11 protein-coding genes and 2 pseudogenes are annotated in these 13,408 nt (G+C 54.8%); 4 read left to right on the forward strand and 9 right to left on the reverse strand.

Translation table 11 applies throughout. The annotated features are described in order from the left end of the window. Positions 1-31: 31 nt before the first annotated feature. Genes AC1RPZ_RS01910 through AC1RPZ_RS01920 form a run of 3 tightly spaced genes read right to left on the reverse strand, consistent with a single transcriptional unit; the run spans position 32 to position 2,160 of the window. Positions 32-991: an ornithine cyclodeaminase family protein gene (locus tag AC1RPZ_RS01910; protein ID WP_493134222.1), complete on the reverse strand. Its 960-nt coding sequence runs from the start codon at positions 989-991 to the stop codon at positions 32-34. Further along, positions 988-1,851 carry a PhzF family phenazine biosynthesis protein gene (locus tag AC1RPZ_RS01915; protein WP_493134224.1) on the reverse strand — a complete coding sequence of 288 codons (864 nt, stop codon included), beginning with the start codon at positions 1,849-1,851 and terminating at the stop codon, positions 988-990. The genes AC1RPZ_RS01910 and AC1RPZ_RS01915 overlap by 4 nt, the downstream gene beginning before the upstream one ends. Positions 1,852-1,860: 9 nt before the next feature. Beyond that, positions 1,861-2,160, reverse strand: coding sequence for an ArsR/SmtB family transcription factor (locus AC1RPZ_RS01920; protein ID WP_493134226.1), 300 nt, complete (start codon positions 2,158-2,160; stop codon positions 1,861-1,863). 123 nt (positions 2,161-2,283) lie between these two features. Here AC1RPZ_RS01920 and AC1RPZ_RS01925 point away from each other — a divergent pair. Beyond that, positions 2,284-2,571 (forward strand): annotated as a pseudogene (locus AC1RPZ_RS01925) (aldehyde dehydrogenase family protein); the annotation flags it as partial. A 140-nt stretch (positions 2,572-2,711) separates the two neighbouring features. Here the strand turns inward: AC1RPZ_RS01925 and AC1RPZ_RS01930 are convergent. Further along, entirely contained in the window at positions 2,712-3,380 is a 669-nt protein-coding gene (locus AC1RPZ_RS01930) for an ATPase (RefSeq protein WP_493134228.1), read from the reverse strand. 1,228 nt (positions 3,381-4,608) lie between these two features. Between AC1RPZ_RS01930 and AC1RPZ_RS01935 the strand changes: the two are divergent. From AC1RPZ_RS01935 to AC1RPZ_RS01945, 3 genes and pseudogenes are all read left to right on the forward strand, one after another. Beyond that, positions 4,609-5,133: pseudogene (locus AC1RPZ_RS01935) on the forward strand (S-type pyocin domain-containing protein); the annotation flags it as partial. Positions 5,134-5,416: 283 nt separating this feature from the next. Next, positions 5,417-5,698, forward strand: a complete 282-nt coding sequence (locus tag AC1RPZ_RS01940; RefSeq protein WP_493134230.1) for a hypothetical protein — start codon at positions 5,417-5,419, stop codon at positions 5,696-5,698. A 77-nt stretch (positions 5,699-5,775) separates the two neighbouring features. After that, complete coding sequence (locus tag AC1RPZ_RS01945) at positions 5,776-6,003, forward strand: AbrB/MazE/SpoVT family DNA-binding domain-containing protein (RefSeq protein WP_493134232.1); 228 nt, start codon at positions 5,776-5,778, stop codon at positions 6,001-6,003. A gap of 275 nt (positions 6,004-6,278) precedes the next feature. On the opposite strand, the gene AC1RPZ_RS01950 is transcribed toward AC1RPZ_RS01945, so the two are convergent. The 5 genes from AC1RPZ_RS01950 to AC1RPZ_RS01970 form a co-directional block, all read right to left on the reverse strand. Further along, positions 6,279-7,499: a UvrD-helicase domain-containing protein gene (locus tag AC1RPZ_RS01950; RefSeq protein ID WP_493134234.1), complete on the reverse strand. Its 1,221-nt coding sequence runs from the start codon at positions 7,497-7,499 to the stop codon at positions 6,279-6,281. A 154-nt stretch (positions 7,500-7,653) separates the two neighbouring features. Beyond that, on the reverse strand, positions 7,654-9,372 hold the full coding sequence (locus AC1RPZ_RS01955) for an ATP-dependent nuclease (RefSeq protein ID WP_493134236.1): 1,719 nt from the start codon (positions 9,370-9,372) through the stop codon (positions 7,654-7,656). A gap of 150 nt (positions 9,373-9,522) precedes the next feature. Next, entirely contained in the window at positions 9,523-11,463 is a 1,941-nt protein-coding gene (locus AC1RPZ_RS01960) for a DUF3732 domain-containing protein (protein WP_493134238.1), read from the reverse strand. Beyond that, a complete protein-coding gene (locus tag AC1RPZ_RS01965; protein ID WP_493134240.1) occupies positions 11,460-11,945 on the reverse strand; it encodes a three component ABC system middle component in 486 nt (161 codons plus the stop codon). The genes AC1RPZ_RS01960 and AC1RPZ_RS01965 overlap by 4 nt, the downstream gene beginning before the upstream one ends. 3 nt (positions 11,946-11,948) lie before the next feature. Continuing rightward, the gene (locus AC1RPZ_RS01970; protein WP_493134799.1) at positions 11,949-13,160 is read right to left on the reverse strand and encodes an ABC-three component system protein; all 1,212 of its coding nucleotides are present in this window, start codon (positions 13,158-13,160) and stop codon (positions 11,949-11,951) included. Between the last annotated feature and the right edge of the window lie 248 nt (positions 13,161-13,408).

Here is a 13,408-nt window from a genome sequence, read left to right on the forward strand (position 1 = left end):
AGCGGCCAGAGGACATACCAGCATTGGTGCTTTAGCTGGGCAGGTTTTCGAGCACATATTCGGCCGCGGCCAAATCCTGCGCACCAATACCAACGAGTTTTACCACTGTGATATCTGCACTCTTCGTGCGTCCAATCTTGTGCCCAGCCAACACCTCACCTATTTCCCCCGCCACGCTCTCAGGGCGGTATTGTCCTTGTTGAATGGCGCGTAAAACATCTCCGTTCGAAACCGTCGTCTCGATCGAGTCTACGAAGACCCGAGCACGTTGCAATGCCACGGCGTCTAACTCGCACTTGGTCGGATCGTCTGCGCCAACGGCTGTTATGTGCTGCCCTTCGCGTAACCATTCCCCTCGTACCAGTGGTTCCCTGGAGAGCGTCGCAGTGATGAGCACATCGGTGCTGCGAACCGTTTGCTCTAGGTCGCTAGTTACACGGATTTCGACATTGGGCAACCTCTCAATCAGGCGGTTTTTCAGAGCGTTGGCTTTGTCTGTGTTGCGTCCCCAGATCAGCAGTGTCTCGAATGGGCGCTCGCGATAAAGAGCTTGCGGCTGCCAATATGCCTGCACCCCCGAACCGAGCACGGCCGCTGTTTTGATTCGGGTTGGCGCGAACGCTCGAGCAGCTAGCGCACCCGCTGCGGCAGTGCGTATGTCCGAGAGGTAATGTTCTTCATTGAGCAATGCAAGCGTATGCCCCGTGTCTGCGTCGAAGACTCCAATAAATCCCCCTTGGGGCTGGCCTCGTTCGAGGTTGACCTTAAACCAGGGTGAAACCTTGACGATGTACACGCGATGTCCGCGTAAGGTTCCGGTTTTGATGACAACATCACCCAACTCTGGTGTAGCGGCGGGAAACATTACGATCAAGCCGTTCTCGGCCTGCTTAGCGCTGGATTCCTGAAAGGCGCGGGAAACAGGTTCGATTAAGTCCTCAAATTTCACAAGTGCCCGAAGTTCATCGGCGTTTATTGCGCGAACACTCATGGCAGCACCTCCAGCGTGCCACGCCCAACGAAGGCAACGTCCCCGCCGACCTTAACCGTAGTGACTGCGCTGCTGCTGCCTTCGGGCTTCACACGAAGCACACTCGGGCGCCCAGTGAAGCGCCCCTGATGAAGCGTGAATATTTCACCAGGTCTAGCCAAACCATGTTTTAAACGGTACGCACCGATAACTCCTGCGGCGCTGCCGGTGGCGACATCCTCCATAATCCCGTCATTGTTCCAGTGCCGCACTTCGAGCTCGGTCTCGTCGAGCAGTACCGCGAATTGCGCACCTACGCCTAATAGCAGTTCGGTGATGTCCGCCACGATACGTGCACGTTCAAGTACGTCGGCTTGAACTGGCACAACCAGGTAGCGCAGGCCCGTACTGACCACCTCTATCGGCAGGTCGGCACGTAAATCGCTGAGTTCTAGGTTAAACGCTTGAGCGATTGCATCGCGGTCACAGACCGAGCCGAGGAATTCAGGCGCTCCCTGATCGAGCAAACCGTAGTAGCCGCAATCGGTACGCTCGGTAGTAACGCTGACGGTTTTGCTTGGCAAAATCACCTGCCAGGTTTGGCCCACGGTTTTCTTTGTGGAATCGTAAAGCGTTGCCGCTGCCCCGATGATCGGATGGCCCGCAAAAGGTAGCTCCCCGAACAAATCAAAGACTCGAGCGCGAACTGTCTGAGGATGTTCGGTCTGCTCGAGAAAAATCGCTTCGAAGTGCCGTAGTTCCTGCGTAATGCGTAGCATCTGCTCGGAGCTCAAACCTCGAGCATCGGGAAAAACCGCAAGGCTGTTCCCGCTGTATGGAGTGGAGCTGAAAACATCAACGTGAATGAATTCAATGGTCATGGTGATCCTTCACAGCTCTTTAAGGTCTTGGGAGAATTGCGCGATTGCAACCTCATTACGTCGGTAAAACACCCAGCCTTTTTTACGTGTCGCAATCAGCAACTGAGCATCGGTTAGAAGCGTCAGATGACGCGAAGCAGTGGCAGCGGCAATGCCGAGCTTCTCGCGGATGTAATCGGCGCAGACGCCGTCAGCCTCAAAGTCGCCATCCACTTGCGGCGGGAAATGCGTCGCGGGCTCTTTGAGCCATTCGAGCACACGAAGACGTGGCTCGCTGGCCAATGCCTTAAGCACAACAAGATAACTCATCACAAACCAACCTTTTAGCTATTTCGCATAATAGCTAAATAATAACCGTCGCGCCTTATAAGTCAATGCTGACGAGCATGCCTTTCAATCCTGTAGTGGTCTAACGAAACCAGACACCCATTTACCCTGATAAACGAACATGAGTATGGCAACGGCACCTGTATTTTTACCCGCGATGGTGAGTCAGCACGGCTGTTTTGCGATGTGATCGAAGTCGGGATGGTTGGCGTGAGCGTCCCTCTGCCTGTGGCCTACCAAAGCTTCGGTGGATGGAAGCGCTCACTCTTCGGCGATCTTCATGCTTATGGCCCGGATGGCGTGCGCTTCTATAGCAAACGCAAGGCCATTACTCTGCTGTGGCCCAAGCGCGCCAATCACGAGGCCTCACAGTTTGCATTGCCTAGTCTCTAGGCAATCATCACGCCCTCGTTACAACCGCTGCACTACACGCAATGCCAGCAAGAAAAATGCGCCGTTTTTGCTGAGCCCAAAAAACCGACCTTTGGGCGTCGGTTCATGTATTTCTCGGATGCAGCCGAGGGGCCACGCCATCAGTTATTTGCGAGCTGAGCCACTTCGCTGGATGAAACGAGCGCCTTCAGTGACGCATCGAACTGCTTCAGCGCATTCAATTGCAGCTCGGTTTGCTGGTCGATCTGCGCGGCGATTTCCGTAGCTGCTTTGCCATGAACCCAAACCGAAGGGATTTGTTGTTCACGCGAGCCTTCGGCCTTGCCGATGTATTGCAGGTTCGAGTCGTAGAACTTGGCCATGAATCGCGCTTCAACCTGGTTGTTGCGCTTCGACACCAGACGGCTGTAAGTGTCCAACATCACCACCACGTCCGGATGGGCTTGCACCAGCGCGTCGAGGTTGTCGTATACCGTTACCGAGGCGAATTCTTTCTGTAACGAACCCATGAGCCAGTTGATCGCGAGTTTCGGATCGGAGCTGTTGACGAACGCGTTGCTGATGCGCGAGTCGAGCGCAGGGTTCTTCGCGCCGTTCAGCGCTACCGAATGGTACTGCTCCAGGTATTCGAGGGTGTTGAGGGTGTTTTCGCTGTAAATCACACCCACCGATTGAGCGTGCTGCAGGCCGATGGTGCTGTCGACAACTGGTAAAAAGTGGCAGGACTGTTCGGCCGCGTAGACCGGTACGTTGGCGGCAACGCTACCGGTCAATACGGCGACAAGGGCCAGCAAGGTAGACATTCTCATCGCGCAGGTTCCTTCAGAAGCGGACTCGGTATAGCGCCATCCTCCTCCTTTGCCGGCAAAACAGAACTTGCATTCCTTGATGATGACTATCGACTGAGCGAATGGTGGAAAGCGGCGGGTGGCATGGGCTGACGATCGCGCCGGCCTGCTACAGGCACAACCATCCCTAAATCTGAACGCCTGCTTCTCAGGTAAGCGCCGGGATCAGGAAGGTGTGTTGGCCGGACGGTTAACGAAATCTCACACAGCTAAAAGAGGGCGTCATGACCGCATCCCCTCAATGCGTAAAGCAGCCATAGCCCATCGGTCTCTGCGTTTGGCAGCTTCCGTTAACGAAGAAGGATTGCATAGAAGCCAGGACTCCAATTTTGGCTTCATCAGCGCTGCCCCCATCCGCCCGTCACAGTCGGTCAAAAATCTATCCATCTTTGCGGTAATTTCCGGAGATGAGTTCAGTTCGACGGCGCCTTCATATCTCGCTTGCGAGTCATATCGCAACGCTTTGGGCAATGGAATGGACAAATCCCAATAGGTCACGGGCATTGCGACAGCAGGAAACCGTGAGTCGATGGGGAGGTAGTAGGTGCCCAGATCGATTATCGATCCATTCAGCTCGACCCAGTAATGCGAGTGCTCGCTACTACGGCCCTAGGATGAGTAGCCTTGCATACTCCCCTGTCGTCCATCCTTGGCAAAGACGAAAGCTAGAACATCACCTCCGACCAAAACCGGGTCGTGGCCTAGCCCACGAAGGAGCTGACGAACACCAAACGACGCGTACATGCACCTTTTATGGAAACTATCCGGAAATTCATTCCTCAAGCTTCTGTCCACTACGCACAGAACGCGCTCCAGCATTGGCTTTTGAATCAACGCTACCACTCCATTGGGAAACACCATCAAGAGTATCGAGAGCTTTGGCAGAAAGCACGGCTACCCTTCCCCGGCATGGCAGATGGGCGCTCGAATTGGCTGTTCGCCGGCTCGTTACGCAGCGGCAAACCGACGATCTCTCATAGATAATTACTGCACCTCAGACAAAGCAAAATGCCACGATTCAAACCCTCATGCTAGAGCGGTTACCATTCGCACTCTGCAGTGACATGGAATAGGAAAACGGAGCACAGCATTTAGGAAATATCCTAAAGCCAGGCGTCTGCTTTTCTCGGTAACGTCATGCTACCCCAGCCTCAGGCAGGGATTTTCCAAGGACGAACAAGGATGCTGCATGAGCGGTTATGTACCGAATGCCCCAAAGGGCTACCGCAACAGCGGTGTTGAACCTGTAGATATTGGTGCTCAACGCTGGGCTGAATACAAAGACCTTCCACCGAAGGCAGACGCAAAGCCCGTGACGATGGGCTGTGTGTTCGCCAAGAGCTGCAACCTCCCTGACGGCGTCATCAATCACAACAATCCTGCCGGGTTTGTCCCAGTAGAGAAATTGGCTGACTACGGCCTGTGGGCAGTGCTTGGCACCGGGGCAGCAATCACAACCGAAGGCACTCCACTACAGCTAGTAGGAGGCTCAGCAACGGGCGGCGCCATTGCCAAACGTCTGGGTGGATCACTTGCACTCAGTCTGCTGGAAGGATCAGCGACTGTTGCTGCTGGTGCAGCGGTTGGTACAGTTGCGCTTCTGATGCCGAACACCAGCATTTCGCCTGACAGCGCCTTCTACAAGAATGAGCAATACGCATCACTTGATACAGGCCGTACACGTGTCCGTATCAACGTGAAGACATTGCCGGATGAGCGACTGCTCGCTGCGCTCTGAGCCTGCATGCAAAACCGGCAGGTGATGGTCTGGCCATTTCAGTCATCTCTAAAGCTGCTTCCAAGAATGTAGCTATGAGATCATTTTCATCACAGACGGTTGCCGCCAAGGCTTGGTAGGCTTACTAGGATTTTTAACCTGCAAACCCGGTAACTGCCAACCTGCGGTGCAACCATAAATATGAACGGCCCTATCTTCACGCACCGGTCAATGCCCCAATCGAACAGTTAATGCCTGGCTTCCGAATAGGAGTAACAAATTGCTGAACCGTCCCGACAAAGACGCGCTCCGTGCAATGCTGGAATCGCAAGTTCAAGAAAAGCTGCAGCACGACCCAGACGCGGTAACGACTTATGCAGCCCAGCCTGTACCTGACCGAAAACCGTACACCAGCAAACCCACAGTTCAGGACAAGGCATTTCACAGAGAGCTCGAGCAGATGCGCGCAGACGCCGAAGCGGGAGTGATACATACGCCTAAGCGCGAACAGGAGGACGGAGGCGCTCCTAGTCTTAAGCTTGATGACTATCCGGATCTGTAAACGTGCCACTTAGAGTCTACAGGCGGGAACGGCTTGCCGGTTCATAGCAACAGAGACCACACGTGAAAAAGCCACCTATGAAAATCATGATCGAAGAATGGGATGGTGACGGTGCGATTCGAATTCCGGACGAAGCGCTGCAGGAGCTCGAACTGGATGTCGGCGACGCTGTGTACCTGATAGAAGAATTTGTTGGCAACACGCGTTGCCTTGTCCTATCAAAAACGCCTCAGATTGCGGATCGAATAGACGAGCTCACTGAAGCCTGGGATAGCAGACGGCTTAGTAACGCCCCGGAGAAATGAGGCAGCTGCAATACGTCTTGGAGGGGCAAAATGTGGATTGACTCGCCAAGGGCATGTGAAGACTTGGGGTCGAGCCGGACTTAAGAGGGCATGTTCAGTCCTTAGCGTGCAGCTAGGCCTCAAGCAAACTTTGATCACTACCACGCTTCGGCAGGGCTCGGCCAGGGATCAACCTTCTAGGAGGCTGGAACCATAGGGAGGCCTTCCCAACCATCGTAGAGTTTCTTACATCGTTGCTCCATTAATGCCTGACATCAGTGACATCGAAAAGCTGTCTAGAGGTTGGGCAGGGGAAACTCCAAAATCGGCGTTTTGCTTGAGATTGTCAGAGTGTGTCTAGCCCTGGAAATAGCCACGTAGAAAGATTTCGCCGCAGCAGTCTTCTGCTTCACGTAATGCATTGCGTCCGGGATCAAGACGTGATCGAACTCCAAGCCTTTGAGGAGCAACGGAGTCGAAATCGTCCTCGCTACAGTGGCCCGACCGGTAATGCTTAGTCGCTGCCTTACAGCTTCCGACGCAGCTACCAGGCTCTGATGTCGGCCATCCGCAAGCTCCGTCAAAGCGCGCTTGGTGTCCCCGATGAGCTCACCTCGGTACGTCCTTGTATGAGGATGGCTCCTTTCCAGCTTCAGCACATCCAAAGCGTTATCGGGGGATCCGCCAATCGAGAGTTTTGCCCATGCGGCGTAGATTTCCAGGTCAAGGACGACATCAGTGGCGACCCCTGAATCAGCCGAAACGCGAGTCACAGCATCATCCATTAGAGACCTCAAGGCGTCGGATCGAGCCTGGGGAGTAGATTCCGGCATGTCCCACACTTCGGCAAAGTCCATCAGACGCTTTGCTCCGATCTCCTCGATTGACTGGAAAGCGCCTTTGGTACTTTTCGCGAGTTGATTGCAGGTGTTCCTCCAGCAGTTGATCGCCGCAGTTGAGCCCGTCCTTGAATCAAATCCATCAAAGAACAACGACATGTCAAACGCATCATTGCTTTGGATATAGGTGACCGGCCCATCCCTGAGATCTATCGGTTGCCCGGTCATAAGCTTCTGCCGGGTAGCTGCAATCCATTTGCCCAACTCCACATTCGCCGTTGCCCAACGGTGGGGGGTTTCGAGCTCGTAGGCCTGAGTGAAATAGCTTGCGACAGATGCGCTCCAGCCGATCTTAGTTTCGACGAACTCAAAAATGCCCTGCATCGGATCGCCAAAAATCACAGTTGGGACAATGCTTGATAGCCAAGCCGCAATGGAGTGCTGATGCTGTTCACAATCCTGATACTCGTCTATCAGCACTCGGTCATAGGAGGCCTTGATAACCTCTTGGACGACCGGACTCATCAGGATGGATACCGCGCCAAGGTACACATCGTCCCAGTTGGGTTTGTTAAGGCTCAGCGCCGGCCTTCCCGAGCGACTTGGGAATGCTTGAGCATATCGTCGGGCCCAGGATGCGATCGTATCGACCACCACGGTATCTGCGGGCACGTGCATTCGCTTTAGTCGCGCCCTGATGGCATGAACACCTGCGTGGGTGTGAGTAAGTACTAGAGTTCTTCGGCCTAGCGCTGCGACCTTGGCGATCAGCTCTGTTTTCCCATGGCCAGCCGGGGCCACTATGGCCCTGCGGCTAAGGGAGAGGATGGACTCAGGCGTTACCATATAGCCAGTTCTCGACGGTGTTGAAACATGCGCCTATCGCCGATGCAGGCGAGCCATTCATGATCTCCAACACAATAGGAGATATGGCCCGACCGCGCTCAGCAGTCTTGAACCAGCTTTTCTCGGCAGCTAAATCGCTCATGCGAAACCGAAGGTTAGCGTCGTCGCCTACCAGATCCCACTCGTCGAAGCTCTCTGTCACATCTATGGCTGGAAATCCTTTTTCAAGATGATCCATCAGCGTAGGCTCGCTTATGAAGCCAGTCACCAGTTCAAGGAGGCTCTCGATTTGAGTGTTATTGGCTGATTGGAAGACCGCTCGCTCGGTATTGAGCTCCCCACCGTATTCGATGACCCGCACGCCTTGCGCTTGGAGTTTGGTAGCAAAATGAGCATCTAGCTTTCGATCCGAATCTCTGAACAGACCGACGTGGTATCCGAGAGCCCGCAGAGCGAGTGCCAATGGTGGGCCCGCTGATCCACCGCCATCGATGATGGCAGAGCCCAGCTGCTCTATAGGGACGCCACCATGCCGATCTGGGTAGTGCTCCCTAACTCCGAGCATTAACCCCAACTCCGTTGCACCCTCACAGAGTAAGATTCGCCTAGCAAACAATGCCCGTGGCGCGCCTTTCAAAACTCGGGAGATATCGCCACTGGATAAAGCATGCTTGATTTCGGAAACCGAGCCTAAAGAGCGGGAAACTATAAAAAGTGAGGGGGCGGGTAACTCTGCCAAGACGACATCCGAGTGAGTCGTCATTATGATCTGACCTTTAGCGAGATGTGCGCGTTCTGCTTCCTTCTGCCATTTTTTCAACTGGGCCATCGCCCCAAGAACACGATGAGGCTCAAGCCCTTGCTCTATCTCATCAACCAGCACAATTGCCCCTTCGCTGATTGCTGAACGCTGCACTGCCAGAGTGGCTAAGCGCCTGGTGCCGAGCCCTGCTAACCGCAGCGGCACGGAGCCGTCGTGTAGTGCAATCGAGCCCGAGCTGAACCCGCCGCGACCCAGTTCAAGATCAGGGTTGTAACTCTCATTGATATAGGCCCCGAGTGATCGAGCCGCAGTCTCGGCGGATATCGCTGCCCGAGCCAGCTCTGGGATAGAGCCAAGATCTGCGCTTTGACGAGCTGAGCGATAGGCATTAGCCAGCATTTGAGCAGTCTCATCGTTCGCTTCTGTCATCTTCGACAGCACTGATCCTTGCGCCCAGGTCAAATGCCGTGCTTCGTCACCAGCAAGGCGAACGAGACAGAACATTGCTTTGTCTCTGTTCGATAGAATCCTAGGAACGGGATAGCGATCGCAGACCAATGACCACACTGGCTCCATGGTCGCATCGACCGACAACCTTACCGTGAGAACAGGGTCGTCTGTGTCCTCAGGCTCATCGTTGAGCTGTCCTTCGGAAGAAAGGCCACGAAGGTAAAGGCCGAAGCGCCCGTCGGAAAGCAGTGCACACGACAACTCTCCGATCGTGACCTCAACCTCGATGTCCTCCGCTGTGTTGGCATGGTGGAAGTCGGCTTCGTTGAAGGTCATCCAACGTGGGGACAATGCTGCCTCTACGGCATCCAAAATGGTGGTCTTAGCGCTGTCTCCAACGCCGATCAGGCAACAGATCGACTGCGCCATGAGGTTCCATTCGAGATGTTTAATGCCCCTGAAATTCTTGACCTTCAACTGTTCAACGCGCATCAATCACCCGAAAGAAATGGCCTAATGCAATCAAGGGTAGCTGCAGCGGAAGATAACTCAACAAATCACTGTCATTGCAAGGCCATGCCCCTTCGACAAAAAGGGCTTGCCGCTTCCACGACCCTGAAAGAAGCCCCAACACTCCCCGATCTACTGCGAGTCACTTCTCCTTGGCCAATCAAACGGGATGAGTGCATCCTCTGAAAGCTTGTGCCAACGCTTACGCGTGGCGGCGACATACCGCTGATCATCCCCGAAGAATGCGTGCTCGATCAGCAGCACCTGTAAGCTCTTCTGTGCAGCGGTCTCATTGAACAGGAAGTCCAGGTGCCGGCGCATGGCTAGGACTTCCTCGTTCTCACCAATGGTCGACTCATCTTCGCCGCGCTGGGGATAGTAGGGACGACTGATTTGGTCAAATGCCAGGAACGCAGGAACCGGCGCATCGATCTCTCCGAGGTACTTCTGGAGCGCAAAGGACAGTGCGATATGGATGGCCAGGTAGTTCTCATCTGACCCCGCATCTGGCAACCGCAATACAGCTTGGGAGTGTGCTTCGATAATCGCGACATCCGGGGGCTTGGACGAGAACTCTAACTCTGCGCCAACGCAAACACCGCCCGTTGGTAACTGGGCGAATGCCTCTGACAGGAACCGGGATACTTTGCGCTCAGCACGGGAGAGCAGTACCTGTTTGGCACCGCTATCAACAAGACCCTCCAATCCTTGGATTTGTTCTCGCAATACATTTAGGTCAGGGCCAGGCGGTGGCGTTGTCGGGTTCATTTCCAAAAATTGAGACACCTTGCCAAGCAAATGGGCTTGGTATTGGGCGAGGCTATCCAGCCGCTTTACTTCGTCACTCTGCCGAATCCAAGTTTTGAGGCGCTCATCGACGTCTTTAAGTGTGAGATTGAGCCTAGCGAGCTCCAGCTGCAAAGAATCCTCATGCTCCACCAGGCGAGGTCGGACATTTTCGACCGCTACGCTCTCCGATCTAACGATATCCATGGAGTGTCGGATAGCCTCAGATATCGCGACGCCGCGCTCACTTGGGGTCTCGCATATAGGGCATGCCTGGCCCACTACCTGAAGGTGCTCAGCGATTTTAAGCTTGTCGTACTGGCGCCGGACTGCACCTTCAAAACCAATCATTTCCTGCAGGGCAGTTCGAGTTGCGCGGGACTTACGTCGAGCTTTTTCGATGTCGCTGAGCAGGCTACGCCGTTGCGCATAGAGATTGGCAAGCTCACTCTCATTAGGATTCGTAGCAGCGCTCGGCTTGAGCCGCTTGACTCGAACCAGAGCGCCCTGCAACTCACTTTCGGAGGCCTCATCTGGAGGGAGGTCGCACAGACCGCTGCGGTGCGCGTCCAGAAGCAATCGCACCGCGTGCTTCTTGTAATCGCTGCCCGCAGCCATGCGAGTACGCAATTGCCGCTCCTCGCGCTCAAGCTTCCTGCGCAGGTCGCGCAGTCGCCGCTCCTGGAGCACATTGTCTTCCGTCACAACGCCCAAGAAATAAGGCATCGTTTCGATGATGGCCGGTGCCTCATCGGCCTGATCAAGCCCGTGAAGGAGTGCCGTTTCGTTATAGATCACATCTTTCGGGACGAACATGTAGGCCGTCGCATGGCGCACCGTTGGACGCCATTTTCGGGAAGTCTTGTCATCGAAGACATCAGGTACACCGCCAATGCCGAACGCGCGCTCGATATAAGACTTACCTGCGTCGAGCGTTGTGGCGCCTTCGAACTGGTCTACAGCGTTCGGAATGGGGAGATTACGCCCGTTACTGACGAACATCCGCGTACTGGTTCCTTTTCCCACGGGCGGAATGAGCCGACCGGTGATCATCTGAGCCTCACCCAGTACCCACTTCACACCCACCGCAAGGCTGTGACGCTTCACATGAGCTGCGAGCTCACATTTGCTGGAGCCAAGGCAATAGTCGATCGCCTTGATCAACGTCGACTTACCTGTGCCGGATGCCCCGGTGAAAATATTGACCTCTCCAGGCTTCAGGTCGAGGATGCGAACACGCCCGCCTTCACCAATAAAAAAGATGTCTGAAATGTTCCAACGGCTCATAACTCCAGCCCCATCATGTCGAATACCGTCCTTGTCGAGCCTGCCAAGGCCAGCCAGCAGCCCAGGCGTTCAATGTATTTGAAAGTTTGCTGGGTGTTTTCGCCAAGCTGTTTCGTAAGGCCTTTCGGCACGCTAGAGGCACCAGGGACTAATCGGCCTTCGGCGTTGACCACGAGGAGGTTGCTGAAGCAGGCAAATCGGATTGCTTCCGTCACGATATCCAGAGAGCCATTCACCCGACCAGCGAGCCGGATTTGAATGACCGGACTACGATGAAGCCACTCCAGCAGGCCTGTACGGCTGTTGGTACGGTCGAACGTGGCTGCGAGATCACCAGACAACGCCAGAGGCAGGGCTGCGTAACACAAAACGATGTCCGGATCGGTGTCGCATTGGGAACGATAGGCGCCCACAAACGTGGCCAGTAGCGCGGCGCAATAAGCCGGATTGGTTTCGGCAAAAATGTCATGGGCGATGACCATGCTCTAGTCCTTGAGAAGCTTGCGATAGTCCGCGTGCCATCCAACCTGAAGGTCGATGGCCAGTACCTGAAAGGTGCCTCGAACGTAGTAGTGTCCCTGCCAACTGGGGGCGATGGGCTCAACTTGATTTGGGGCAAATTCGTGAGTCCAGCGCAGAAGCTCCAAACCCTTGGCTCGCACTTGGGAGGCGTCGAGATCCTCGCAGTCCTCGGCCATCTGAACATGCCGATCTGACCAGTGCTCGGCGAGCTTGGCGTCGTAGCCTGCGATCTTCGAGCGCATCTGCGGATTATCGACGATCCATTTTGATCGCTGCTCCTTCGCTCGCCATTGCTCGCGAACAGCCCTGGACACGTCGGATCCCTTTCCATCGACCAAGGCAATCTGGCGGTACAGCATTCCGTCAGCTTGATAGTCCTCGGGGTGGCTGACCAGATCGAACTCGGCTACAAGTTTCTCCTCCTCCAACTGCGCAATGATTGAGGAAATACAATGTTCCATCTCACTGCGCTGGATGACCCGCTCACGCTTACCGCAAAGGGTATAGATGACTTGCTGATCCCACCATGCCAGCAAACGTTCGGCTGCCTTAAGCCGCTGCTCCTTGGGAAGGATGTGCAATCTTTTAGAAACCACGTCAGGGATTTGCCCGATGGTAACGCTGTCCTGCTGAATGTGAATTCGTCGGAGCAGACTCAGTCTGACCGAAGCATCGAGAGCAAGAAACGCTTCACAGCCAGCGGCACGTGGCCCATGGGGAACTTTGTCACCAGCAGACTTTGCGCTAGCACGCTCCTCGACCACTCTGGCAGCCTCTTCAACTAGTGCCTTGAGTAGCACATCGAGATCAGCGTGCGTGTCGCAAAGGGCCTGCAGTGGTGAGTTGTCCGGCACCTTCCCCACCGAAACAAGATGGAAGGTCGTATCGGCGAGTGACACCAACGGCAAGGCATCGATCCACACCCTGATTGTCTTCCACAGCGCTACGGATGCCAGACTGACAGGAGGAGGGTTTTCCTGGACGGAATGCTTGAGCTGAAAGAGCAGCTTCTGCCCGTTGGCCTTGAGCTCTACATCGTCCAGTCTCTCCACGGCCACGGCGGCGTCATCAGCGGTCTGTGACAACAGCGTCAGCAATGCAAACTGGCTCTGATAGTAAAATCCCAAGGCGGCTGGCGACGCGTCATGAACCGTATTTGATTCTGTGTTATCCATAACCTGCACAAAAGCCTCCCGATGCAGCAAGTGATGCAAATTTGCCAACCGGGAAAATGATACCAGAGTGCCATCCAAGAAAGTCAGGCGAGGCCATAATGTGTCACTGGGCTAGGATCTGAGTGCCTACATGTCCAGATCAGCCGAGAACAGCGAATCCCTCGTCGCGTCGCTCGCCAGATGGTCAGAGACAAGACGTTTCAGGACGCAATAGTAGAGATACTCGCGTTTATGGCTGCGTAGCCAGA

Source organism: Pseudomonas sp. GW822-FHT02D10 (assembly GCF_058802345.1).

Excerpts from the sequence above, each read along its gene's own strand:
- AC1RPZ_RS01910 (WP_493134222.1), bottom strand. The coding sequence starts at position 991 with ATGAGTGTTCGCGCAATAAACGCCGATGAACTTCGGGCACTTGTGAAA.
- AC1RPZ_RS01915 (WP_493134224.1), bottom strand. The coding sequence starts at position 1,851 with ATGACCATTGAATTCATTCACGTTGATGTTTTCAGCTCCACTCCATAC.
- AC1RPZ_RS01920 (WP_493134226.1), bottom strand. The coding sequence starts at position 2,160 with ATGAGTTATCTTGTTGTGCTTAAGGCATTGGCCAGCGAGCCACGTCTT.
- AC1RPZ_RS01930 (WP_493134228.1), bottom strand. The coding sequence starts at position 3,380 with ATGAGAATGTCTACCTTGCTGGCCCTTGTCGCCGTATTGACCGGTAGC.
- AC1RPZ_RS01945 (WP_493134232.1), top strand. The coding sequence starts at position 5,776 with ATGAAAATCATGATCGAAGAATGGGATGGTGACGGTGCGATTCGAATT.
- AC1RPZ_RS01950 (WP_493134234.1), bottom strand. The coding sequence starts at position 7,499 with ATGCACGTGCCCGCAGATACCGTGGTGGTCGATACGATCGCATCCTGG.
- AC1RPZ_RS01955 (WP_493134236.1), bottom strand. The coding sequence starts at position 9,372 with ATGCGCGTTGAACAGTTGAAGGTCAAGAATTTCAGGGGCATTAAACAT.
- AC1RPZ_RS01960 (WP_493134238.1), bottom strand. The coding sequence starts at position 11,463 with ATGAGCCGTTGGAACATTTCAGACATCTTTTTTATTGGTGAAGGCGGG.
- AC1RPZ_RS01965 (WP_493134240.1), bottom strand. The coding sequence starts at position 11,945 with ATGGTCATCGCCCATGACATTTTTGCCGAAACCAATCCGGCTTATTGC.
- AC1RPZ_RS01970 (WP_493134799.1), bottom strand. The coding sequence starts at position 13,160 with ATGGATAACACAGAATCAAATACGGTTCATGACGCGTCGCCAGCCGCC.